The following is a 23843-nucleotide window of genomic DNA, read 5'->3' on the forward strand; positions in this document are numbered from 1 at the left end:
CCGCACATGCAAGGAGGCGAGCTCACGCGCTGCGCTCGCTGCCTGCGAGCCAGCTGGGGATTCTGTCTGCGGCGATCAACCGGTCGATGTCGATCCGTTCGCGCACCACCGCCATTTCGGATCCACGAACGAGAACCTCCGGCGTCAGGGGTCGTGAATTGTAGGTGCTGGACATCGCCGCGGCATAGGCACCGGCGGTGCGGAAGATGACGAGGTCTCCGGCTTGAACAGTGTCCATTTCCCGGCCGGTCGCGAAGGTGTCGCCGGTCTCGCACACCGGCCCGACCACGTTCAATGTGCTGCGGCCGCCGTGCGGCGCCACCGCCTCGATTGCATGCCAGGCGTCGTAGAGGGTGGGACGCATCAGATCGTTCATCGCCGCGTCCAGGACGACGAACGGGTGCGCCACGCCCGGCTTGACGCGGATCACGCGCGCCAGGAGCACGCCGGCATTGCCGACGATCAGCCGGCCCGGTTCGAACACAAGGCGCACTCCCCAGTGCTTGGCGACGCGGCAGACCATGTCGCCATAGTCCTCGGGAGAGGGAGGCGGCGGCAGGGCGGGATCGTAGGTGATGCCAAGACCACCGCCGAGATCCGCCACTTCGATCACGTGGCCGGCGGCGCGAAGCTCGCCGATCAGGGCACCGACCTTGCGGAACGCGCTCTCCAGGGGCGCGAGGCTGGTGAGCTGGCTGCCGATGTGCACGGCAACGCCCTGTACACGAAGGCCGGGAAGCTCGGCCGCGCGGGCGTAAGCGGCCATCACGTCGCCTGCCGGCACGCCGAACTTGTTCTCGGCGGATCCGGTCGAGATCTTCGCATGCGTGCCGGCGGCCACGTCGGGATTGACGCGGAAGCCGATCGGCGCGGTGCGGCCGAGGCGGGATGCAACCTCGGACAGCATTTCCGCTTCCTCGACCGATTCCAGGTTGAACTGGAACAGGCCACCCTCGAGCGCCAGCGCCATCTCTTCCGCAGTCTTCCCGACGCCCGAGAATACGATCTTCTCCGGCAAGACTCCGGCCGCCACCGCACGGCGGTACTCGCCGCCCGAGACGACGTCCGCTCCCAGACCCTGCGCGGCGAGTGTGGCGAGAACCGCCGCATTCGGATTGGCCTTTACCGCATAAGCGATCAGCGGATTGCCGAGCGGCGCCAGTGCGTCCTTCAGCACCTCAGCGTGGCGCACCATCGTGGCGCTCGAATAGACGTAGACGGGCGTGCCGACGCGCTCCGCGATCTCGGGCAGAGGCAGATCCTCGCAATGAAGGACGCCGTCGCGGTGGGAAAAATGATCCATCGAGCCTTCGCCTGCGAGGAGGGGAACGAGGCTGCGCCTCTCGGATTTCAGCCTGGGCCCGTTTGGCCTTGGGAAAGCGGGCGGCGTCCTGATAGGGAGCAGGCATGAGCATGGCAAGCGATCCCACCGGCACCACCACGATCGACCCGCGCGAAGCGGCGCATTTCGGACGGATGGCCGCCGATTGGTGGGATCCCAAGGGCTCTTCGGCGATGCTTCATCAGCTCAATCCGGTGCGGCTCGCCTATATTCGCGACCGCCTGGACCAGGACTGGAGCCTTGACGAATGCGACCTGCGGCCTCTCAGCGGCCGCAAGGCTGCGGACGTCGGCTGCGGCGCCGGGCTGCTGGCGGAGCCGCTTGCCCGGCTTGGTGCCGAGGTCACCGGGGTAGACCCGGCGCCCGAGAACATCGCAGCCGCGCGCGACCACGCCCTCGGTCAAGGACTGACGATCGATTACCGGGTCGGCAGTGTCGAGGCGCTCACCGGGCCGTACGACCTGATTACGTCCCTCGAAGTTGTCGAGCATGTCGCCGACGTGCGGGCGTATCTGCAGGGGCTGGCCGATGCGCTCGCCCCGGAGGGGCTCCTGATCCTCTCGACGCCGAACCGCACGGGGCTTTCGCGGCTGGCGCTGATCACCGTCGCCGAAGGGACGGGGCAGATTCCCCGCGGCACGCACGACTGGAACAAGTTCCTGACGCCGGACGAGTTGCTCGCGCTCGTCCGCGATGCAGGCCTGGAGCCGGTCGACTGCTCCGGCCTGGCATGGGGACCGGCACGGGGATTCCACATCTCCGAGAACAAGTCGCTCGATTATTTCGTGACCGCCAGGCGCGCCCGATAGGGTGCTGCGCCGTCGGTAATCGCGGCGGCGGGGCTGCGTCCCAGACAATCAGAAGAAGTCGACCTTGTCGTAATGCGTCGGCGGAACGATCACTTCCATCCGCTCGCCGAGCAGGGTGCGGAAGCTGGGGCGGGATTTCATTACTGAATACCAGTCGGTCGTCTGCTTGTGGCCGCGCCAGTCGATCCCGCCGAGATAATCGGCAACGGAGAGATGCGCTGCTGCGGTGAGATCGGCCAGGCTCAGCACGGGCCCGCCGAGCCAGCGGCGATGGTCGAGCAGGTAATCGATATAGTCGAGGTGAGCGTTGGCGGTCTTCATCGCCTCGCGAAGGATGCGCGTGTCGGGCGCATCGCGACTGACGAGACGCTTCTTCATCCGCTCGTCCATCATCGGCTTGACGACGTCGCCATACAGCCGCTCGTCGAACCAGGCGACCAGCCTGCGGACCTCGGCGCGCGCCGCCGCGCCGCCCGCCAGCATGGGCGCCCGATCGACCGTCTCCTCGAAATATTCGCAGATCGCGTTCGAATCGATCAGCACGAGACCTTTTGATTCCTCGACCAGGACCGGGGTCTGCCCGGCCGGGTTGAGGTCGAGGAACTCGTCACGATTGGCCCATGGATTTTCGCGCACGAGCTCATGGGCAATGCCCTTTTCGCCGAGCATCAGCCGCACCTTGCGCGAAAACGGGCAAAGCGGAAATTGGTAGAGCTGCCACATGGCGGCCGTCTTAGCGACGGCCGCACGGGAAGACTAGCGGGCGGGGAGACCGCTCCGCTCTTTTCGGAGCTCGTGTGCGATCCGGCCGATCAGCGGGATTCAGCGGCCCGCGAAAGGCTCAGTCGCGCGGATCGTACCGATCGTCGTAGCGGCGGCCGCGGCGGTGCTCGATCGCGTCCTCCATTCGGCGCGCAGCGTCCTCGATCGAACGACGCAGCACGGGCGCGACGACGGCGAATTGCTCGACGGCGGCACCGAGACCCGCCGTGGCGGCCGCAACCTCATCGCGGACACGTTCGCGCGCATAGGGATCGTCGCGACTGGCCACGTCGCCGAGCGTTTCTTCGCGCTCGCGCCGATCAAGCCGGCGTCCTTCCACGGCTTCACGGAGCGGCCCAACAGGCGTGTCGAGGATCGCTTCCGCGACCGCGCCGACCCGATCGCCCAGTTCTTCGACTTCGCCGGGCGCCGGCAGGCTGCGGACGATCTCTTCGTCACGCGGATCCGGATAGGTTTGAGCGGCGAGGGGAGCGGCGAAGGCGAGCGCGCTCGCGGCGAGTACCAGTTTACGCATCGGACAGGCCTCCTCAAGTCCTTGGCGGCACGGGGAAAACGCGTCCTCGTGCGAATCGGTTGCTCGTCCTGCCCGAAGAACGATGAGCCGCGCCTGAATGAGGACCGGCAGCGCCGCTGCCGAGCCAGGCGGTGACGCTAGCGGGCGAGCAGCCACCCGGCCGCGAGCGTGCCGGCAACGATGCGATACCAGGCGAACGGCGCGAAGCCATAGCGGGTCACGATGTTGATGAACCAGCGGATGACGACCAGCGCGACCACGAACGAGACGACGAAGCCGAGCGCGATCGTTCCCCAGGCGCCGCTGTCGAGCGTCGCACCGGTCTTGTAGAGGTCATAGCCCGAAGCTGCGAGCATCGTCGGGACTGCGAGGAAGAAGCTGAACTCCGCTGCCGTCTTGCGCTCCACGCCGAGTGAAAGGGCGCCGAGGATCGTCGCGCCCGACCGGCTTACGCCCGGTATCATCGAGAGGCACTGGATGAAGCCGATGCCAAGCGCGACGCGCCAGCTCATGGCTTCGACGCTGTCGATCCGCGGGTTCTTCAGCAGCCGCTCGAGGACGAGGATGGCGATACCGCCGAGAACCAGCGCCACGGCAACCGTCATGGGGCTGTCGAGCAGCGCCTTTACCCCGTCGTAGACGATCAATCCGATGACCGCCGAGGGCAGAAAGCCGAGCAGGATGTTGCGCGTGAAGGCGAGGGCGCCCGGATCGAGCCGGAACAGCCCCATGGCAACGTCGAAGAATCGCCTCCAGTAGAGAACCAGCACGGCGAGGATGGCGCCGAGCTGGATGACGATCTCGAACGTGCCCTGGGCCTCGCTCTCGAAGCCGAGCAATTCGGCGGCGAGCACCAGATGGCCCGTCGAAGAGACGGGAATGAATTCGGTCACGCCTTCGACGATGCCGAGCAGGATGATGGTCAGAAGGGATGCGTCCATGATTACCCGCTATCGGTGAACGGCTCTCGCCGGCGTGGAGAAAGGGCGGTGCGGCAGAATCGCGCCGCAGCGATCAGTAAGGAGATTTGGCGGCGAAGCGGCCGTGACGGCGGTAGGCGGTAAGCCAGCCTTCGGAAACCGCCGCCAGCGGCGTTCCCGAGATACCGAAGGCCTCGAGCCCAGCGCCACCCTCGGCGACGATGTCCTTCTGCAGCATCAGCCACTGTTCCCAGGTGAGCGGCGCACCAGGAAGCCACCCGGTGAGCCGTGCGGCCGCCGCTGCGGCCGCATCAGGTATCTCGACGAGGCTCCTGTTGTGGCCGGTGGCCTTGCAGACCAGCTCCATCAGCTCGCGCATGGTCATCACCTGCGGACCGCCGAGCTCGTAGGTCTTGCCCGAATGCTCACCCGGCACGTTCGCCGCGGCCGCGACCGCACGACCTACGTCGGCCGCATAAACCGGCTGCATGCGCGTTGCACCGCGGATCACCGGCAGGACAGGGGCCAATCGGGCGAGGCCGGCAAACCGATTCACGAAATTGTCCTCGCGCCCGAACAGGACGGCTGGGCGAAGGATCGTCGCCGCCGGAAAGGCGTCGCGCACCGCTTGCTCGCCTTCAGCCTTGGTACGGTAATAAGTGGATTCGGACCTCGTATCGCCGCCGATGGCGGAGACGTGGACCAGCGTCTCGGCGCCGGCGGCCGCGGCGGCCTCGGCGATGTTGCGCGCGCCGGTCACGTGGATGCCGTCGAAATCGCCGTTCAGCGTGCCGACGAGGTTGATCACGGCGTCGCTGCCCTCGATCGCGGCACGAACCCGCGCCGCATCGCGGATGTCGCAGGCGACGAACTGGCTCTGTCCAACGGTGCCGAGCGGCTTCAGGAAGAAGGCGCTGCGAGGATCGCGCTGTGCGATCCGCACCCGCGCGCCGGTCCTGAACAATGGCTGGGCGACGTAGCGGCCGAGAAAACCGCCGCCTCCGAACACAGTGACCACGCGGTCCATCGAAAAAGTCCCTTACCTCAGGAGAAGAAGTCAGGCGCCCCATTGCCCGCTCGCCGGCACGTTGACAAGCGCGCGGAGGCCCCCTAGTTGCCCCGCCACTACCCCGTGCCCAGGTGGCGGAATTGGTAGACGCACCAGCTTCAGGTGCTGGCGCTCGCAAGGGCGTGGAGGTTCGAGTCCTCTCCTGGGCACCACTCCCCCTTCAAGGGGTTGAGTTCAGCGCAGCTTTGGCGACAGCAAGGCCGGGACGGCTCTCCGGCCGCTCGCTGGCACCGCTCGAAGGATCCCGGCCATAGCAGCCGGCGGCGTTGATCCCTCCCATCCAAACGCGGATCTTCCGCGCCGGAATGTTCCGGCGCGGAAGACCGCGTCCCTCGATGAAGGCGATTCGGGCCTTGCCCGATCGAAGGCTCAGGCGACGAGGCGGTCGCAGACCTCGCTCGAATCCGCCTCGGGCATACCGATCAGATAGCCCTGCAGCTGCGTGCAGCCGAGCTTGCTGACCAGAGCCTTTTCCGCCTCGGTTTCCACACCTTCGGCGGTGGTCTTCATGCCGAGGCTGCGAGCGAGGGCGACGATCGCCTGGATGATCGCCAGGCTCTCCTGGCATCCCGAGGCAGCCGACTGGACGAACGAACGGTCGATCTTGATCTTGTTGAACTCGGTGCGCTGCAGATAGCCGAGCGACGAGTAGCCGGTGCCGAAGTCATCGAGGGCGAGGCTGACGCCGAGGGCGCGCAGCTGGTCGAGGGTTGCCTTGGTCCGTGCGCCCTGGCGCAGGAAGACGGTCTCGGTAACCTCGAATTCCAGCCGCTCGGCAGCCAGGCCGGTGGCGGCCAGAGCATGGAGGACGGTGCCGACCAGCCCCTCGGCCTCGACCTGGACAGCGGAGAGATTGATTGCGACCTTGACGCTCGGGTCCCACTTCATCGCTTCGCTACAGGCCGAACGGATGACCCACTCGCCGATCTGGCGAATGATTCCCGCCTCCTCGGCGATCATGATGAACTCCGACGGCGGGATGTTGCCGCGGGTCGGGTGCTCCCAGCGCAGCAGGGCCTCGAAGGCGACCAGGGCGCCGTCCTCGGCCGAGACGATCGGCTGATAGACGAGCGAGAACTGGTCTTCGGCAAGCGCGTGCTTGAGGTCGGCCTCGAGCTCCCGGCGGGCATTCGCCTCGGCCGTCATCCAGGCCTGATAGACGCTGTGGCGGCCACGGCCGGTCGATTTCGAATGGTAGAGGGCGAGATCGCCGTTGCGCGTCAGCTCCTCCACGTTGGCGCCATGCAGGCCGCCGACGGCGATTCCAACCGATGCGCCGACCCGGACCTGCGTTCCGCCCAACGCAATGGGGGCGCTCAGCAGGCCAATCAGCTTCTCGGAGAGGATCGAAAGCACATCGACGTCGCCGACCGGTACCACCGCGCCGAACTCGTCGCCGCCGAGGCGGGCGGCGTGCGAGCCGTCGGGCAGTGCCTCGCGCAGCCGCTGGCCGATGACGCGCAGCACTTCGTCGCCCGCCCAGTGCCCGAGGGTGTCGTTGACTTCCTTGAACCGGTCGAGATCGATCAGCATCAGCGCCGCCGGGGCGTTCCGCTGATCGAGCCGCTCGCGCAGCAGCTCGCGGATGTAGGAGCGGTTGACGAGGCCGGTCAGCGCATCGTGGCGGGCAGCGTAGGTGAGCTGTACGTTCGCAGCCTTGACCTTGTTGCGGCTACGCCGGATTGCCACGAACGCGGTCGCCATGGCGCCGAAGATGACGAGCAGAGCGCCGATCGCGAGCCCGCCGAACAGGAGGGTGCGCTCGAAACGAGCCTGAGACCGCGCGATCTCCTTGTCACGCTCAAGCTGCTGCGCCTTCAGCTTGGCGATGCGCAGCTGCTGGTTGGCGGCGTCGAAACGGGCTGCAAGCAGCGCTGAGCCGGTCGTCGCGGCAAGCTCGCGCGCGTCGTTCTCGAGCCGCTTGGCCGCCGACAGATGAGCGAGAGCGGCAGGATAGTCGCCGAGCGCCTGATAGATACGGTTGGCGGTGTCGTGCAACTCGCGAAACCCGATCGTTGAGGTCGCGAGATCGACGCCGGCAAACGTCCTTTCGATATAGGTCTTCGCCGAGAGAAGGTCGCGGCGGGCAAGCGCGACCTGGGCGCGGACGCCCCACAATTGCGGCTGCCATTCCGCGTCGGCGCCGACGGCGAGCTTGAGCCCGGCGCGGGCGGTCGCGTCAGCCTGGTCGACCTTGCCTGCGGCCAGTTCCGCCGACGAGATGTTGCTGAGGATCCGTGCCTGCAGGCTCTTGCTCCCAATGTCCCGGGCAAGCGCGAGCGCCTTGCGGAACTCAGCCTCCGCTTCGGGAAGGCGTCCCAGCTCCTTCAAAGCGATACCACGGTTGTTGTGGTTGGCGACCGAAAGCGCCGGATCGTGACGATAGGCCTCGGCCGACTGGCCATAATATTCGAGCGCCTTCTCGAAATCCTGCGCCTCCTGATAAAGGCCGCCGATCTGCTGAAGCACAACGGCCTGGCTGCGGCCCTCGCCGAGCTTTCGAAAAAGATCGTGCGCGGCGACGAGCTTCTCGAGCGCGAAAGCCGATTGTCCGGTGACCAGGGCGGCGCCGGCACGCGCCTTCAGCAGATCGCCGTGCAGCTTGGTGCCGGGCGCGTGCCGGGCGACGCGGACGAGCGCCGCCTCGAGCACCGGGGCCGCATCCAGCGGCCTGTTCACGCGAACCAGCGCCTCACCCTCCAGCCAGCGGCCGGTCAGCTCGGCGGTGACCCGCTCCGCCGGCGACGGCCGGGTCGTGCTCAGCTGGACCGCAGCGCGAGCATGGGTCAGGGCTGCGCCGGGATTGGCCATCATCGCTGCCTTGGCGGCTGCGATTTCGGCGTCCAGGCGGCTGGCGCCGGCAAGCGCCGCCGGGTTGGTCGTCTGGGCAGCGGCCGCGCCGACCGGCGCCACGCTGGCCAACAGAAGGCCGATCATCAGGTTTCTGGTCTTGCTCATATCATCCCCCTGGCAAGCGGCGTCCCTATCTCGCCGCTACCGATTTCGCGTCAGAGCATATCGTTAGGCTGGGCGTTCCCTCAGAAGTCGAACCCGATCCGTCCGCCGAGGACGAAGTGGTCCTGGTCCTGCGGACCGCTGTTGAGCTCGGCACGCCCGAACAGCCCGAGCTCGCCGCCCGCCGCGAGGGGGGTGGCGTAGAGCATCTCGCCGCTCAGTGGCCGCTTGCGGCCCGAGAGGCTGAACGTCTGCTCGGCGAGGCCGAGGCTGCCGGTCTCCCGATCGATCACCTGCACGGAGGTGTAGGAGAGCGAACCGCGCTCGACGTGCAGCGGCTGCGACACGGAGAGGCGCAGGGCGTCAGCCTCGCCGAAGATCGAACGCTTGCTCAGCGCGGCGGCGAACGCGGTGCTGAGCACGCCGTCGCCGCTGGTCGCCAGGCCCTGCTCGCCGACCATGCCCGAACGCGTGCGTCCGCCGGTGGCAGAGAGAGCGAGAGTGACGTGGCGGCCGATCTCAGCCGATGCCCCGAACGTGATCGTGTCGCTCACCGCGCCCTGATCGAGGTCGCTCTCGTAGCGCGACTGCACGCCGAGAAGGCCGTTCGCCTCGTTAACCCGGGCATAAGCGGCGCTGACGGTGAGTCCGGGAGCTGCCTTGTGGGCAATGCGCACGTTCAGTGCCTTGGCCTTGAACGGATCAACCCCGTCGAAGGCAAGCCGCTCCTCGTCCGAGCGCCATCTACGCCGATGGTCGAGATGCTGGCTGGTCCAGCCGAACGAGACGGTGGTGCCGGCGCCCAGCGTCGCGTCGACGGCCGCGAACGGTCCGCCCGAAGCGAGGCCGAGCAGCGGGTTGACGCCGCCGGCGGTTCCGTAATCCGAGCTCAGGCCGAGCCCGTTCATCCCGTTCATCGCCATGCCGCCCTGGCCGAAGCCGGCGCTGAAGCCGAAGCGCTGCTCCGGGCTGGTCAGGCGCAGCCACGACTGGGCCATGGGCGAATAGCCCTGGCGGATGAGGTTCGCATCGGGGCTCAGCGAGGCAATGCCCGCCTGCCAGCCGCCGCGATCCGGGCTGGAAAGCATCGCGACGTCGGTGAAGCCGCTGCCGCCCTTGATCCAGTCCTTCATCCGCTGCTCTACGAAGCGCTGGAAATATTCCGAGGCGCCCGTGAGCGTGCCGACCTTGCCGACCAGTGCGCTGGACAGCGGCACCGCGAAGTCGCGGAAGGTGCCGCCGATCGGCTCGTACAGGTGGTAGTAGACGCCGTCGGCTTCCCAGGTGGTCTGGACGCCGGCCGCGCGCACCTGGGCTGCCAGCATCTCGGTTTTAACGCCGCCCTTCATCTCGAAGAAACGGAGCGTGTTGAAGTCGAGCGGCGACTGGGATGCGGTGACGTCCAGCATGCCGTGGCCGTAGACCGGGTCGACGCCGGGAGCGCCGAGGTCGCGGGCCGAGCGCAGCATGATGTCGACCGTTTCCTTCGGATAATTGGCGAGCCACGGCCAGCGATCGTGGAGCAGGGTGATCGCTCCCGAGACGAGCGGCGCTGCGAACGAGGTGCCGCTACGACGGATGAAACCGCCGTCGCCGTCCGGAAGCAGGATCAACTCACCCGGCGCGACCATGAAATTGTTCATCAGCGTGTCGCGACAGAGCAGGCCATTGGTGAAGCACGCGGTTCCGGGCCGGTTCGAGAAACTGGAGATGTTCCCGGAGGGATCGACCGATCCCACGACGATCATCGCGGGCGCGTTCTTCAGATCCCAGGTGATGTTGGTCAGCTGGGTCGAGCCGTCGTTGCCGGCGGCGATCACGAAGACCATCTTCGTGCCGGCGCTGGCCGGATCGGAGAAGGCGGCAACCTGCGGATCGGCGAAGACGTTCTTCCATTCCGGATGCAGCGTGAAGCCCGGCACGCCCAGCGACATGTTGATGACGCTCGCGCCGCGCGCACCGAGAGCGACGATGCCGTCCCTCACCGTCGCGAACGACGTGGTATTGCTCGCGTCATACGGATTGAACGCGACGACGCTGGCGTTCGGCGCAATTCCCATCACGCCCTGGCCGTCGTGCGCCGCCACCATCAGGCTCGCCACGCCGACGCCGTGGCCGCCGACCACGGCGGAGCCGCCGCCGGAATAGGCGATGTTGTCGGCAAGGTCCGGGTCGCCCGAAGCCGTGGCGTCGATAAGCCCGATGATGCTGTCCGCGCCGGAGCCCTGCTGCTGGGTGATCGCCGGAGTCCAGCGCACGGCGGGCATCCAGTGATCGACCCGGTCGATCCCCGTGTAGCCCATCAGCGTGTCGTACCAGTCCAGCACGAACTTGGCGCGCTCGGACGCAGTCAAGCGCTGGAGCGTGGCGCCATCGGTCGGATCGATGCCGTAGCGGGCGAACAGCGGGGCCGCGAAAGCCTCGTCGAACGACTTGCCGGTCGCCTTGCCGATCGATGCACCCCAGGCAAGCTCGGTCTGCGACATCATCTCGTTGAGCTTCGACTCCAGCGTCGGGGCCGCGAGCGGATCGGCGAGCAACGGCGTGGTCTCGCGCCAGAAGATCCCGAAATTCGTCCAATAGTGACCGATATGGGAGAGAGACTGGGCGCTCCCGTCGAACGGCTGGATCACGTCGCCGAACGGCTCGCCGCCGATGAACGGCTGGATGACATCACCGTCTTCCCCGCCGGTGCCGGCGAAAGGCTGGATGACATCGCCGAACGCGTCGCCCCAGAATTCCATGACGTTGCCGGTGAACGGCTGGATGACGTCGCCGAAGGCTTCGCCGCTGCCCGCAAAGGGCTGGATGACGTCGCCGTCTTCCCTTCCGGTTCCAACGAACGGCTGGATCACGTCGCCGAATGCGTCGGCCGTGTTCCAGAAGGGCTGGAGGATCTCGCTGTGCGGCTTCAGTACCGGCGCGGTCGAAGGCGCTGCCGGCTTCGGCGTCAGTTTGATCGACACCAACTGTGCGTTGGCGGCCGTTCCGACCGACAAGCTGCTCAGAGCTGCCCCCGTCAGCAGGAGCGTAGCGAGTTGTTTGCGCATAGTCCCATTCCCCCGAAATATTGGGTCCGAAATGGACGATGCGCCGCTAAGCAATTCTAATCTGTGCTGGTTAATCGATTTCGACTCGGGATCGCCGCAGTCCTTTTTCACCAGACGTTTACCATGAAGCCGCGGAAAGTATTTTTTGGCGCTTTTCCTGCGTTTGCAGGCTAGTGAATCCGCGGCTTTTCCTCAAAAGCTTTTGTTAACCACGGGAAAGTGGCCGATCGAGGTGCGTTCCCGCTCGGGAAAAAGCGTTCATTACCGCCGATACGAGCGGCCCGGCATCAACCTTTCCGCTGCTTGTTTCATCGGACGAGCCCATCCGGACAGCGTCCTTCCGCCAGCCCAACGGGAAGCTCGCGAAACGTCCCACTTCGGTACGCTCAAAAATGACCCCTAGGCATCTTCGACGCGAATCATAGGCTCCTGCAGCGGCGCATGAGACAGAGAGCGCCAGATGCGAACGGGAGACGTCAGATGCGTGATCTTACGACAGCAGAAATCGGGCACGTCTACGGAGCCGGCGGCAAGGGCCGCAGCAGCTGCAAGCCCAGCCCCTGCAAGGGCTCGCGCAGCAAGGGCTCGAAGAGCAAGGGCTCCAAGAGCAAGGGGTCCAAGAGCAAGGGCTCGCGCAGCAAGGGCCGCTGCTACTGAGCAAGTCGTGCCGCCCGCTCGTCCGGCCGCGCCGCGCCGGGCGGGTGGCGCAGCTTAAGGGAATGACAATTCCGGCCGCTTATCCTCTGCGTCGCTCGAAACCAACGGGAGCGGGCTCTTGAAGAAAAGCAGTTCGGAGCTGGCGCGCGGCGGCGAGCCGCCACTCGATGCGGTCCAAGCCGGCGAATGGCTCGTCTGGCTCCTCGGCCAGCCGCATCTCTCCGACTATCTGAACTTCGTGCGCGACAAGGTGATCGACGGCGATCGCATCAGTCCGCGGCTCCTCGCCGACGAATGGCGCCTGGCTAACGACCTCTATTATGAACTCGAGCAGGGGGAAGCCGGCGCTGCGGACGGGGCGGAGTGCCTTCCGATCGGTCCCGATCTCGCAACACTGCAGCGTTCGGTCCTCGAGGATCGCTATTTCCTCGAGAGCTTCGACACGCTTCCGGTGGAAATCCGGATGGTGGAACTCTCCCGGCTCGTCGTGTCCCAGTCGAATATCGGCTGCGACTTTGCCGAGGGCCTGCAGAGGACCTTGCCCGATCCACGCGACGCCGAAGCCCTGTTCCGCTTCTGCCTGCCGCTGGACCGCTCCCAGGCGCCGGTCCGGGTTCGCAGGAGCGGCAAGGACCGTTATGTCTTCACTTCGCCGTCCACCGACTTCCGCCTTCACCCTGCGGCCATTCTCGAGGCTGGCCAGGTAACGGGTCTGAAGTCGTTCGGACCGGTCGCGTCGATCCTCGCCTTTCCGGTCGGCTTCGGCTCCAATTTTCTCTCGGTGGTCCGCAGCGAGGAGCGCCTGCTGTTGCAGAACGGCTACCATCGCGCCTTCGCCTTGCTCTCCGCCGGGGTTACGCATGCGCCCGCTGTCGTGCAGACGGTGACTCGCAAGGACGAGCTGCGCCTCGCGGCCAGTGACGATGTCTGCGAGGACCCGGCATTCTATTTCCGTGCCGCGCGACCGCCGCTACTGCGTGATTTCCTCGACCCGCGGCTAGGGAAGAGGCTGCGCGTCCGGCCGATGGAGACGACCATCGAGATCGAGTTCAAGACCCGCAGCTCCAGCGGCGCGTTGATCTGACACGCCGCGTCAGGCCGTGCGCAGGGCTTCCGGTCGCCTGACGCGGCGATCCTCCACCAGCGCCATCCGACCGTCGATCAGTCGGAAGACGATCTCCGCCCGCTCGACCAGGATCGGGCGGTGGGAGATCACGACACGCGTGGCCGAGAGTCCGGCGAGCATGTCGGCGATCGCCTGCTCGTTCTCCTCGTCGAGGTTGGCGGTGCCCTCGTCGAGGAACAACGCATCGGGATCGCGGTAGAGCGCCCGCGCGAGCATCACGCGCTGACGCTGGCCGGACGACAAAGCGGCGCCCATGTCTCCGATCAGGCTCTGGTAGCCCATCGGCATCGCCTCGATCGTATCGTGGATCCGCGCGAGCTTCGCGACCTGCTCTATCGCCCGCTGGTCGGGCGCCGGATCGAAGAAGGCGATGTTGTCGGCGAGGGTGCCGGTGAGCAGCTGATCGTCCTGCAGCACGGCGGCGATGCGGGCGCGCCAGTTGGATACGGTCGCCGGCGTCAGGGGCTTGCCGTCCACCAGCAGGCGGCCGCCGGTCGGCGTCAGCAGGCCGAGCATGATCCGCATCAAGGTGGTCTTGCCGGCACCCGAAGCGCCGACAATGGCGACGTAGCTGCCGGCGGGAATGTGGAACGACATGTCGCGCAGCACAGGCGCCTCATCGGGGCCGTAGGCGAAGGTCAGGCCCTCGGCGCGGATCCCCGGCGCGGGGAGTATCTCCGTCCGCGGGGAAGCCGGCAGCACGTTCTCACGCGGTTCGGCGACGATGTCGGATAGCCGATCGAGATGAAGGTGGAGCAGCCGCCATCTCTCGGCATGGTCTATCAGAGACGTCGCGCTGCTCATGAAGCTCGATCGGTAGGACAGGAAGGCGAGCATCAGGCCGACCGTCATCTCGCCGGCGATGATGGCGAGCGCGGCGACGTAGACGACGAACAGGATTTGGCCGGCGTAGAGGATGCTCTCCACGAGGCGGCTGGCAATCTTGTAGATCTGGCTGCGGTAGCGGGCCGAGACAACGTCGGCATAACGGTTGCGCCATCCGCTCTCCCGCCGCGCCTCGTGCACGTGGAGCTTGATCGCGCGCATGGCGCGGATGCTCTCGAGCAGGAAGGTCTCCTCGTTCGCCCGGGCGAGGATCTCCTCCTCGGTGCGCCGTCGCAGGGCCGGATAGATGGCGAAGCGGAACGCGATGTATAGGCCTGTGAAGAGCAGCACGAGCAGCATCAGCTTGACGCTGATCAGGGCCATGACGACCAGCGTGGTCACGGCGAGGAGTGCGTCGATCAGCGCGTTGACCAACCCTTCGGTAAGGATGGACTGGATCGGCTGGGTCGATCCTATGCGCGACATCAGATCGCCGACGTGGCGGCTCTCGAAATAGTTCATCGGCAGGCGCACCAGGTGTCGGAACACGTTGCCGATCAGCTGGAACGACATCGATTGGCCGAGCGTCAGCACCACCCAGGCGCGGAGCGCCTGGATGACGGCGTTCAGCGCGTAGACGATCCCGAACCCGACGACGAGCAGCCCCATCAGGCCTGCATCACCCTGGGCTATTGCCTCGTCGACGCTCAGCTGCAGGAAGAAGGGCAGGGCAAGCGCAGTCGCTTGCAGCAGCAGGGATAGGACGATCAGCTGCAGGATGGCGCCGCCATAGCCGGACATGCGCGTCCAAAGATCGGCGAGGCGGGTGCGCACCCGCGCATCGACCGGCCGGAAGACTGCGGTCGGGCTGAGCTCCAGCGCAACGCCGGTGAAGTGTCGGCTCAGCTGCGGGAGGCCGAGCGTGCGTCGGCCGACCGCGGGATCGAGGATCGTCGCGCGTTCGCCCGCAACCTGCTCGAGGACGACGAAGTGGTTCAGGTCCCAGTGCAGGATCGCCGGCAGCTGCAGCTTGCCCAATTCGTCGAGGTCGAGGCGGAGCGCACGAGGTGCCAGCTCCAGCTCGGCGGCGACGTCGATCAGCTGCGCCAGCGTGGCACCCTTCATCGATGTGGGAAATTTACGGCGCAGCCCGCCGACATTGACACGGTGGCCGTGATGCGCGGCGACCATGGCGATGCAGGTCAGGCCGCACTCCGCGGCCTCGGATTGCAGCATCGGCCGAACCCGGCTCGACCAGGGCCAATCGATGCCGCCGCTCATTTTCGCATCGCCCGCAGAACCGGATCGAGGAACACTTCCCAGAGGCGTCGGCGCTCCAGCAGCAGATTCGCCGAAAGCGTCATCCCGGGTCGCAACGCCTGCTCCGCGGCGCCGCCGCCGGAGGCGGGCCCCTGCTGGAGATCGACGCGGATGCGGAACACCGGCTCTGTGATGCCGAGGCCGGGATCGAGCGAGCGGGGATCGATCGGAACCTCCGAGACCCAGCGAACGACGCCGCGGCCGGCGCCGTAGCGCTGGTAGGGAAAGGCGTCGAACATCAGCCGCACGTCCTGGCCGGGCTTGACGAAGCCGATCGCGCGCGAGGGGGCGTAGAGCTGGACCTCGGTCCTGCCGGCGGGCGGGCGAATGGTGACCAGCGGAGCGCCGGCCTCCGCGCTTTGCCCCGTTCGCGCGGCAATGTCCCCGACGACACCGCCGACCGGGGCGGTGAGGACGAGACGGTCGAGGCGAAGCAGGGCGGCGCGCTGATCGGCAAGCGCGGCACGCTGCGCGACGATTTCCGCCTGCGACTGCTCGGAATCGATCCGCCGCGACGCGATCTGCGTGTCGAGCCCGCGCAGCGTCTCGCGCTGGGTCGCCAGCCGCTCGGCGAGCCGCTCCAGCTCCAGCCGCTGCGAAAGGAGCTCGCCGCGGCTCTCCTCGACCTGACGCTGCGTACCGGCGCCTTCCTCGGCGAGACGGACGGCCCGCCGATGATTGGCCTCGGCAAGGGCGATCTGGCCGCTGACCAGGCTGCGCTGACGTTCGAGCGAGGTGATCGACGCGATCAAGCCGGTCTTCTGCTGGGCGATCCCGCTTGCATCGGAGGCGCCGAGGCTGGAGGCGAGCGCCTGCTGGCGGGCGAGGGCAGCGTCCTGCCGTTCGAGCTCGGCGAGCCTGCCGGAGAGGCCTTCTCCTCCCGCGTCGCGACCGACGGCGAGCGAGAGCGCGACCAACGGTGCGCCCGCCGCGACCTCAGCGCCCTCCTCGACATAGACTTCGCGGACCAGACCGGGTGATGGGGCGGCGACATGGGCGATGCCGCTTGCCTGCGCGACGACGCCCTTCACCTGCACGCGACTGGCATATTGACCGAGGGCGAGCAGCACGATCAGCAGGGCCGCGGCCCCGGCAAGCACGGCCGTGTACAGACGCGAGCCGGGCGGCACGGCCGCGACGACCGTGCCGGTGAGCCGATCGCGTCCCGCTTCGATCACCTCCTGCCGGAAGAGCCTGGTCGTCATTCCCCGTTGCAACCGCCGTCGCTGTCTCGCGGAAATCTCTAGAGGCTAATCCTCAAGGCGCGGTTAAGGCGGCCGAAACCAGCGCTTTCGCTCATTCTTTACCGCCGCCGGTTATGGAAGGCCGATGATCCGCCTCCGCCCGACGATTGCGCTGCCGCTCGCCTGCGTCGCCTGCGCGCCGACGCCGCAGCTCGCGATCGCACCGAACATCCTTTCTCAGGAGTGGCAACAGGCGCCGCCACCGTTGGCCGGAGAGGCTGCGGACTCGTGGGAGGATTTCGCATCGCCGGAGCTGGCCACACTCGTCGCCCAGGCGCGCGACAGGAACGTAGACATCGCCATCGCTCGCGCCCGCATCGTGCAGGCGCGAGGCGAGCTGAGGCTGGCGCGCGCAGCGGCCCTGCCAATGCTCTCCGCCAGTGCTGCTGGCTTGACGGGGGAGCGAAGCGGCGGCGGGACGGCAGGACCGTTGAACGACATCCTGTCCGTCGGCCCCGAGATCAGTTGGGAAGCCGACCTCTTCGGCGGCGCAGCGGCCGGCAGAAAGGCGGCGCGCGCGCGGCTCGCGGCGGCCGTCTTCGATCGTGACGCGATCGCCCTGCTCGTCGAGGCGGAGGTTGCGCGCGCCTTTTTCGATCATGCCGCGCTCGGCGATCGTATCGCTCTCGTCGATCGCTCGCTCGACAACGCGCGCGAGCTCGAGCGGATCATCCTCGTCCGGGTTCGAGAGGGCGCAGCGACGCAGGTCGACGCGGGCCGCCAGAGCGTCGAGGTTCGGCGCATCGAAGCGCAGCGATCGGAGCTGGTCGAGGCCCGGCGTCACACGGCCAACGCGCTGGCCGCGCTCACCGGTGAGGAAGCGCCTCGCTTCGCCGCGCCGCGTGCCGCGCTCGGTGATCTGGTCTTGCCGTCCTTTGCCCCGGGTCAGCCGAGCGACCTGTTGCTCCGCCGGCCGGACGTGCGGGCCGCCGAGGCCCGCATCGCGGCAGCGGAAGGCAATGTCAGCCAGGCCCGCGCCGCCTTCCTGCCACGCCTGACCCTGTCGGGCAGCTCGATGATCGAGGCTGCAGCCGGCCCGGTGCAGCTGGTCACCACCCTCGGGGCAAATCTGCTTGCGCCGATCTTCGACGGTGGCCGGAACAAGGGACGGCTGCTCGTCGCGGAAGGGGCGCAGCACGAGGCGGTGGAGACGTACCGTGGTACCTTGCTCACCGCGCTGCGCGACGCAGAGGATGCGCTCGCCGCGTCCGAGGAAGCCGAGCGGCGGCGACAGCTTCTCGCCGCCACGCTGGAGGAGGCGCGGCGCACCGCCAGCCTGGCCAGGCGCCAGTTCGTGGAAGGGGCGGCGGACCTCCAGACCGTGCTCGATGCCGAGAGGTCTTTGCTTGACGTCGAGCAGGAGCACGCCCTTGCCGTCCGCGATCGCCTGGCTGCGATCGTGACTCTGGTGACCGCGATGGGCGGCTGGCCGGTCTGAAATCGGGCAAGCGCAATTCCCGGCTTTTTACCGCCACGTCGCTGAAAGCTTGGCACTAAAGTCCCTTACCTGCGTTAAGCAGGCAAGAAAGATCGGGCGTCAGACAGTCTGTCGCGTGGCTTTCCAAAACATATCGTAATCGAGTTGCTTGGAGTGGCTTATGTTGCGCACGCCTGCGTGGGTCGTGCGGGGGACGGCCTTTGCTTTTGTTCTTTGTCTTGCGCCTTTGTCCGGGGTCTCGGCGCAGAGCTTGTCTGGAATCGAGCAAAGTCAGGCGCTCGATCCAGGCCGTTACGTCTGGCAGCCGGAACGCGCGGCCGACGGTCCAGTGGAGATCGTCGTCAGCCTGCCCCTCCAGCTCGCCTATGTCTATCGCGGCGGAACGCTGATCGCGGTCTCGACCGTTTCGACGGGCAAACCGGGACATGAAACCCCGACCGGCACGTTCGAGATCCTCCAGAAAAAGCGCGATCACCGATCCAATCTCTACAATGACGCGCCGATGCCGTTCATGCAGCGGCTGACGTGGGACGGGATCGCGCTCCACGCGGGCGCCAGTCCCGGCACCCCCGCCTCGCACGGCTGCGTCCGGCTGCCGCACGCCTTCGCGCAGAAGCTGTTCGGCATCACCCAGCTTGGTGCGTCCGTCCACATCATCGACGAAGCGCCATCGAGCCCTGAGGACGCGCTCGCCATGGTCGGCGGCGCATTGCCTTCGCTGGAGACGATCGGAACGCGCTGAGCGATCAGCGTTGCTCGAGCAGGCAGGCGAGTCTCGGCGCGATCATCGGAACGTGGTTGCGGCCAACGACCACGAACGGCCGCTCGCCCGCTGCCGCCGCCTGGGCGAATTGCGCGGCCATGTGCCGGTTGCGGTTTGTGCTGTCGGCGCGATTGATCGCGGCGGCGAAGACTCCGCCGGTGACGCGATCGTCTGCGCTTGGCGAGAACCATGAAGCGTCGGCGCTTCTCCAGTCGCGTCCCGGCCAATAGCGCTCGGACGCGGCCTGGAGGCCGGCAATATCGGCGAAGGGTAGGGGGCTCGAAGCCGCGCCGGGCAGGGATGCCGCCCGTTGGAGCAGGCTGGTGACCTTGTCGTCGAGCGCCGCGCCGGAGAGGCCTTCCCTCTCGCGCAGCCGGGCCGCTTCCCTCAGCACCAAGAAGAGCAGGACCTGATCGGCTGGAAATTGGGCGAGCAACGCCTTGATCTGCTCGCTCGGCGAGGGCTCCAGCGATCGTGTCTTGATTCCCGCCTGCGTCGCCAGGAAGCGGACATAGCCGGACTCGCCGGAGGTTCGGATCGCTTCCTCCGCGTTCGTGGCTGTCCCTCGGTCCGGTCCTTCGAAGAAGACCAATCCGGGTCGCGCGTCGCGGAATGCCGCCCTAATCCTCCCGAACTGCTCATGCGCGGGATCGCGCGAGTGGATCGCGCCGATGACGGTGAGCGTGTCCGAGTGGAAATCCCATTGCTGATCGGGTGCCTCGCGCCAGGCTGCGTATTCCGCGACTGACGGGCAGCGGTCCACGAGGGGCGCCGCGGCTGGCACCGGAAGCAGAACCGCGGACGCGACGAATTCGATCAGAAATGCCATGTCACCCCCTCCACTGTGTTACCAGCATAACACAGTGGCTGAGAGACGGCAATGGTGTGCGCCTCAGCCGTCGAGCGTGAAGCCGATCCGCAGCGTCACCTGGTAATGGGCTACCCGCCCGTCTTCCACATGACCGCGCGTTTCCTTCACCTCGAACCACCTGATGTCGCGCAGGGTCGATGCGGCCCGGGTGATCGCTTTCTCGATCGCGTCCTCGATGCCCGTCGTCGAGCTGCCGACGATCTCGACGATCTTGTAGACATTGTCGCTCATGGTCTTGCTCCATTGTTTTGCACGGCAACGGCCGGAGCGGGGGGATCGTTTCGCTTTTCACGCATCGGCGGCTAGACAGGGGGCGTTTTCCCTTGGAGAGACCGAATGCCTCGCTTCGCCGTCGCCCTTGCCGCCGCCCTCGCCGTGTCCGTGCCTGTCGCGGCAGCCCCCTCCGACGATTTCCGCCAGCTGCTGACCGATCATTATGCCTGGCTGCTGAAGGAGAGCCCCACCTACGCCACCGCCCTGGGCGTTCGCGACTACGACGATCGTATCGAGGATCTCAGTCTCGCTGCCTCCGATCGGCGCGCTGCCGAGGCGGCGGCGTTTCTCGCGCGTCTGGAGAAGATCCCGGACGCGGGGCTCACCGCCCCGGAGCGGACGAGCCGCGCAATCCTCAGGCGCTCCCTCATGGAGACGGTCGAAGCGAACAGGTTCGGCCAGCGGACGATGCTGTTCACCACTTATGCCGGATGGCACCAGAACTTCGCCGGCATGGCCAGCGGACTGCCGTTTCGGACCCGCCGCGATTTCGAGAGCTATCTCGCCCGTCTCGAGCAATATCCCCGGATGAACGACGAGGCGCTTGCCATCACGGGCGAGGCGGTTCGCGGCGGCTACGTTCTTCCCTGCTCGGTGCTCGCCAATAGCGAGAAGTCGATCACGGGTGTGATCGCTCAGGATCCGAAGCAGTCGCGCTTCTACGAGCCGTTCGCCGGCAGCCGTCCTGCCGATGTCGGCGAAGAGGAGTGGAGCGGCCTGCAGGCACGTGCGCAGCGCATCATTCGGGAGGTGCTGAACCCTGCTTATGCGAAGCACGCTCAATTCTACCGGACCGTCTACGCGCCCCGCTGCGCTCGCTCCGACAGCATCTCGGCCCAGCCTGGTGGGCGTGATTATTATGCGTTTCGCGTGCGCCAGGAGACGACGACGGACCTGACGCCGGATGCAATCCACGCTTTGGGGCTCCGCGAGGCGACGCGGATCAATGCGGAGATGGACACGGTGGCCAGGCAGGCGGGCTTTGCCAGCCGCCAGGCGTTCATCCAGGATCTCAGGACCAATCCGGAATATTATGCGAAGACTCCCGAGGAGCTGATGCGGGCGAGCGCGCGCGTCACCAAGATGATCGACGGCAAGATGCCGGGTCTGTTCCGCACCCTGCCGCGCCTCCCCTATGGAATCCGCGAGATCCCCGCCGAGACCGCCGAAGGCACCACGACCGCTTACTACGGGCAGGGCGCGCCGGAGAGCGGCATCGCCGGCACCTATTATGTCAACACCTCGAAGCTCGATCAGCGCCCGTTCTGGGAGATACCAGCCCTGAGCCTTCATGAGGCGGTACCCGGCCATCATCATCAGATCGCCCTGCAGCAGGAGCTGGAGCTGCCGCCGTTCCGGCGCAACTTCACCTTCTTCACCGCCTTCACCGAAGGCTGGGGGCTTTATGCGGAGAGCCTGGGGGAGGAGATGGGCCTCTACGATACGCCGGCAAAGAAGATGGGGCAGCTCTCCTACCAAGCGTGGCGCGCAGCGCGGCTGGTGGTCGACACCGGCATTCATGCGAAGGGCTGGGACAAGGCCCGGGCTGTGGCGTTCATGCGCGAGAACACGGCCCTGTCCGACGCGAACATCGACGCCGAAGTGAACCGTTACATCAGCTGGCCCGGGCAGGCGCTCGGCTACAAGGTCGGCGAGCTCAAGATCAAGGAGCTGCGCGCGCGGGCGGAGAAGGCGCTTGGCGCCAGGTTCGACCTGCGCCGCTTCCACGACGCGGTGCTGCTCCAGGGCTCGGTACCGCTCGACGTGCTCGAGGCGCAGGTCGACGCCTGGATCGCAGCGGAGAAGGGCTGATGCCTCCCGGTCGCTAGTCGGGCTGGCTGGAATCGGGCTGGCGGCGGTCGGAGCGCCAGGCGCGCATCATCTCGGCCCAGCATCCGCTGGCGCCGCCGGGACCGGTCGTCGAGCAGCTCTGAATGCCGCCCCGGCCGACATATTCGAGGCTCTCGGCCTTGGCAGCCCAGCTCGTGCTCTCGGGATCGTCCGCCGTCACCTCGTCGCGAAGCTCCCGCGGGACGCGATAGCGCTCGCCGTCGGGCCGGCGGGCGCAGACGACGATTTCTCCGTCAGGTCCCTGGGGGCAGGGATCGCTGCCGTAGACGACGACGCGGCTGATCCGCTCCCTCGAATTCGTCTGAGCCTGTGCGGGCGCAAGGAGCGCCAGCGCGGCGGTTCCGGCGGCGATGGCGGACAGGGCAGCTTTCATCTTCGCTTCCTCCTCGAGCCGGCGCCGCAAAGGCCGGCTCCTCAAGGTTGGTGCTCGATGAAAAGACCCGCAGGGGCTGCCCTTGGTTCCCGCCTCGCCGGCGGCTCGTCCCTTAGCGGCGGTTGTCCGCCTGTTCCGCCTCGACTGCGGCGGCATCGGCGTCGATGCGGCCAAGCCGCTCCTGCCGCGCTTCCTCGATCAGCCGGTTCCAGTTGACCGAGTCTCGCGTCGCACGCTCGGCCCGGGCCTGCCGAACCAGGTCGTTGAAGCAGCCGATCATGCCGCCGGGTCCGCTGGTCGAGCAGCTGCCGATGCCGCTGCGCCCGACATATTGCAGCTCGCTGGCGCGGACCGCCCAGGCGTCGTTGGCCGGATCATTGGGATTGCCGCGAAGGGCCTCGGGGATCCGAAAGCGCTCGCCCTCGGATTTGCGGGCACAGACGGTGATTTCTTGATCGGTACTCGGCGGGCAGGGGTCGTCGCCATAGACGATCAGCTGGTTGATCCTTTCGCCGCCGGGCGCAGCTGGCTGGGCGGCGGCGGGAGCGGTGAAGGCGGCGAGCGCGCCGGCGGCGATGACCAGATATTTCATCTCAGATCCTCTTGGAGAGTTCGATCGCCGCGCGGCACCCGGCGCGGATGAGGCCAGACAGTATTGGGTAGCCGAAGGTTTCCTCGGCACCGGCTGCGATGGCTGTGTCGCGGTGCTCGAGCTCTTCGGCCTGGAACTCACGAATCGTCCCGGCAAGGTCGGGATCGTCGACACCCAGGCTGCGGACCTGGTCCTCATAATGCTTGTCGATTTCGGTCTCCACCGCGGCGGTGCAGGCCATGGCGGCGCTCGGCCCGAGCAAGGCCGTGGCGGCACCGAGGGCGTGACCGGCGACGTTCCAGAACGGCTGGACAAGGGTGGGGCGCACGCCGCGATCGACCACCATCTCGTCGAAATGGCGCAGATGCCGCTCCTCCTGGCTCTGCATGCGGGCGATCACGCGGGCGGCAGGGTGGCGGCTGCCGAGGACGGCGAGCTGGCCGGCATAGATGCGGGTGGCGCCATATTCCCCCGCCTGATCCACGCGTACCATCGAACGGATGTCGGGCCGCGGATCGCCGGGGCGCCAGCGCGGCCGAATCGCCATGCTCGTCTGGTCGGCTCGCTCGTCGGTCATGCGCTCCTCTTCGGCTTGCGGAGACTCAGCCACAGGATCACCAGACCGAACCCGATCGAAAAGATCGCGTTCCATCCTGCCATGGAAATGCCGAGGAACTCGAACTGGACCTGATCGCAGCGGACGAGCGGTGCGCTGAGGATGCTCTTCAGCAGGTCTTCGGCGGAGCCTGTGGCCGTGCTCGTGCACTGGGTGAAGCCTTCGAAGATGCCCGCTTCGACACCGGCGTGATAGGCGCCGATGCCGCCACTCGTCAGAATTCCGAGCGCGGACAGCCAGACGAAGCTTCGGCCGCGGTCCGGCAGGCGGGAGAGCAGGAAGGCGAGAAGCGCTGCGGCGAGGGCGACGAAGTGGGCATAACGCTGCCACCAGCACATCTCGCACGGATAGAGGCCGCCCCAGATCTCGGACCCGTAGGCGCCCGCCAGGAGGCCGGCGGGAACGAGCAGCGCGAGTATCTTTGCGCGCTGGAGCGACGTCACCAGCGCGGC

At 67.0% G+C, this 23843-nt stretch carries 21 protein-coding genes and 1 tRNA gene; 7 read left to right on the forward strand and 15 right to left on the reverse strand.

The genetic code is table 11. The features are described 5' to 3' along the window. Window positions 1-22: 22 nt before the first annotated feature. Window positions 23-1303: a diaminopimelate decarboxylase gene (lysA, locus tag E2493_RS06430; RefSeq protein WP_135084905.1), complete on the reverse strand. Its 1281-nt coding sequence runs from the start codon at window positions 1301-1303 to the stop codon at window positions 23-25. Between the two features lie 110 nt (window positions 1304-1413). Between lysA and ubiG the strand changes: the two genes are divergently transcribed. Then, entirely contained in the window at window positions 1414-2151 is a 738-nt protein-coding gene (gene ubiG / locus E2493_RS06435; protein ID WP_135085011.1) for a bifunctional 2-polyprenyl-6-hydroxyphenol methylase/3-demethylubiquinol 3-O-methyltransferase UbiG, read from the forward strand. Window positions 2152-2199: 48 nt separating this feature from the next. Here ubiG and E2493_RS06440 read toward each other — a convergent pair whose 3' ends face one another. The 4 genes from E2493_RS06440 to E2493_RS06455 all read right to left on the reverse strand — a co-directional run bounded on the left by E2493_RS06440 (window position 2200) and on the right by E2493_RS06455 (window position 5395). Further along, window positions 2200-2874, reverse strand: a complete 675-nt coding sequence (locus tag E2493_RS06440) for a glutathione S-transferase family protein (RefSeq protein WP_135084907.1) — start codon at window positions 2872-2874, stop codon at window positions 2200-2202. A gap of 118 nt (window positions 2875-2992) precedes the next feature. After that, a complete protein-coding gene (locus E2493_RS06445; RefSeq protein ID WP_135084909.1) occupies window positions 2993-3448 on the reverse strand; it encodes a hypothetical protein in 456 nt (151 codons plus the stop codon). 137 nt (window positions 3449-3585) lie between these two features. Beyond that, the gene (locus E2493_RS06450; RefSeq protein WP_135084911.1) at window positions 3586-4389 is read right to left on the reverse strand and encodes an undecaprenyl-diphosphate phosphatase; all 804 of its coding nucleotides are present in this window, start codon (window positions 4387-4389) and stop codon (window positions 3586-3588) included. 73 nt (window positions 4390-4462) lie between these two features. Further along, window positions 4463-5395, reverse strand: a complete 933-nt coding sequence (locus E2493_RS06455; RefSeq protein WP_135084913.1) for a complex I NDUFA9 subunit family protein — start codon at window positions 5393-5395, stop codon at window positions 4463-4465. Window positions 5396-5502: 107 nt separating this feature from the next. On the opposite strand from E2493_RS06455, the gene E2493_RS06460 reads away from it, so the two are divergent. Next, window positions 5503-5589: transfer RNA gene (locus E2493_RS06460), tRNA-Leu, on the forward strand. Between the two features lie 217 nt (window positions 5590-5806). Here E2493_RS06460 and E2493_RS06465 read toward each other — a convergent pair. Then, complete coding sequence (locus E2493_RS06465; RefSeq protein WP_135084915.1) at window positions 5807-8395, reverse strand: EAL domain-containing protein; 2589 nt, start codon at window positions 8393-8395, stop codon at window positions 5807-5809. A gap of 80 nt (window positions 8396-8475) precedes the next feature. Then, window positions 8476-11358 carry a S8 family serine peptidase gene (locus E2493_RS06470; RefSeq protein WP_167737421.1) on the reverse strand — a complete coding sequence of 961 codons (2883 nt, stop codon included), beginning with the start codon at window positions 11356-11358 and terminating at the stop codon, window positions 8476-8478. A 564-nt stretch (window positions 11359-11922) separates the two neighbouring features. Between E2493_RS06470 and E2493_RS21130 the strand changes: the two genes are divergently transcribed. Beyond that, window positions 11923-12099, forward strand: a complete 177-nt coding sequence (locus E2493_RS21130) for a hypothetical protein (RefSeq protein ID WP_167737422.1) — start codon at window positions 11923-11925, stop codon at window positions 12097-12099. A 118-nt stretch (window positions 12100-12217) separates the two neighbouring features. Then, window positions 12218-13183, forward strand: coding sequence for a hypothetical protein (locus tag E2493_RS06475; protein ID WP_135084918.1), 966 nt, complete (start codon window positions 12218-12220; stop codon window positions 13181-13183). 9 nt (window positions 13184-13192) lie between these two features. Here the strand turns inward: E2493_RS06475 and E2493_RS06480 are convergent, their stop codons facing one another. Together E2493_RS06480 and E2493_RS06485 are read right to left on the reverse strand one after the other, a co-directional pair. Next, complete coding sequence (locus E2493_RS06480; RefSeq protein ID WP_135084920.1) at window positions 13193-15331, reverse strand: peptidase domain-containing ABC transporter; 2139 nt, start codon at window positions 15329-15331, stop codon at window positions 13193-13195. Continuing rightward, a complete protein-coding gene (locus tag E2493_RS06485; RefSeq protein WP_135084922.1) occupies window positions 15328-16575 on the reverse strand; it encodes an HlyD family secretion protein in 1248 nt (415 codons plus the stop codon). The genes E2493_RS06480 and E2493_RS06485 overlap by 4 nt, the downstream gene beginning before the upstream one ends. 124 nt (window positions 16576-16699) lie before the next feature. On the opposite strand from E2493_RS06485, the gene E2493_RS06490 reads away from it, so the two are divergent. Then, the gene (locus tag E2493_RS06490) at window positions 16700-18052 is read left to right on the forward strand and encodes an efflux transporter outer membrane subunit (protein ID WP_135084924.1); all 1353 of its coding nucleotides are present in this window, start codon (window positions 16700-16702) and stop codon (window positions 18050-18052) included. A gap of 160 nt (window positions 18053-18212) precedes the next feature. Then, the gene (locus tag E2493_RS06495; RefSeq protein WP_135084926.1) at window positions 18213-18794 is read left to right on the forward strand and encodes a L,D-transpeptidase family protein; all 582 of its coding nucleotides are present in this window, start codon (window positions 18213-18215) and stop codon (window positions 18792-18794) included. A 4-nt stretch (window positions 18795-18798) separates the two neighbouring features. Here E2493_RS06495 and E2493_RS06500 read toward each other — a convergent pair whose 3' ends face one another. Next, a complete protein-coding gene (locus E2493_RS06500) occupies window positions 18799-19644 on the reverse strand; it encodes a hypothetical protein (RefSeq protein WP_135084928.1) in 846 nt (281 codons plus the stop codon). A 63-nt stretch (window positions 19645-19707) separates the two neighbouring features. After that, window positions 19708-19917, reverse strand: coding sequence for a dodecin (locus E2493_RS06505; protein ID WP_135084931.1), 210 nt, complete (start codon window positions 19915-19917; stop codon window positions 19708-19710). Window positions 19918-20022: 105 nt separating this feature from the next. On the opposite strand from E2493_RS06505, the gene E2493_RS06510 reads away from it, so the two are divergent. Beyond that, on the forward strand, window positions 20023-21771 hold the full coding sequence (locus E2493_RS06510; RefSeq protein WP_135084933.1) for a DUF885 domain-containing protein: 1749 nt from the start codon (window positions 20023-20025) through the stop codon (window positions 21769-21771). A 13-nt stretch (window positions 21772-21784) separates the two neighbouring features. Here E2493_RS06510 and E2493_RS06515 read toward each other — a convergent pair whose 3' ends face one another. The 4 genes from E2493_RS06515 to E2493_RS06530 form a co-directional block, all read right to left on the reverse strand. Then, window positions 21785-22183, reverse strand: coding sequence for a hypothetical protein (locus tag E2493_RS06515; protein WP_135084935.1), 399 nt, complete (start codon window positions 22181-22183; stop codon window positions 21785-21787). A gap of 112 nt (window positions 22184-22295) precedes the next feature. Beyond that, window positions 22296-22775, reverse strand: coding sequence for a hypothetical protein (locus tag E2493_RS06520; protein WP_135084937.1), 480 nt, complete (start codon window positions 22773-22775; stop codon window positions 22296-22298). A gap of 1 nt (window position 22776) precedes the next feature. Continuing rightward, complete coding sequence (locus E2493_RS06525) at window positions 22777-23352, reverse strand: demethoxyubiquinone hydroxylase family protein (RefSeq protein ID WP_225421178.1); 576 nt, start codon at window positions 23350-23352, stop codon at window positions 22777-22779. Further along, a complete protein-coding gene (locus E2493_RS06530) occupies window positions 23349-23834 on the reverse strand; it encodes a disulfide bond formation protein B (RefSeq protein WP_135084939.1) in 486 nt (161 codons plus the stop codon). The genes E2493_RS06525 and E2493_RS06530 overlap by 4 nt, the downstream gene beginning before the upstream one ends. Between the last annotated feature and the right edge of the window lie 9 nt (window positions 23835-23843).

This window comes from Sphingomonas parva (ex Maeng et al. 2020), assembly GCF_004564275.1.
GTDB classification, from domain to species: domain Bacteria; phylum Pseudomonadota; class Alphaproteobacteria; order Sphingomonadales; family Sphingomonadaceae; genus Allosphingosinicella; species Allosphingosinicella parva.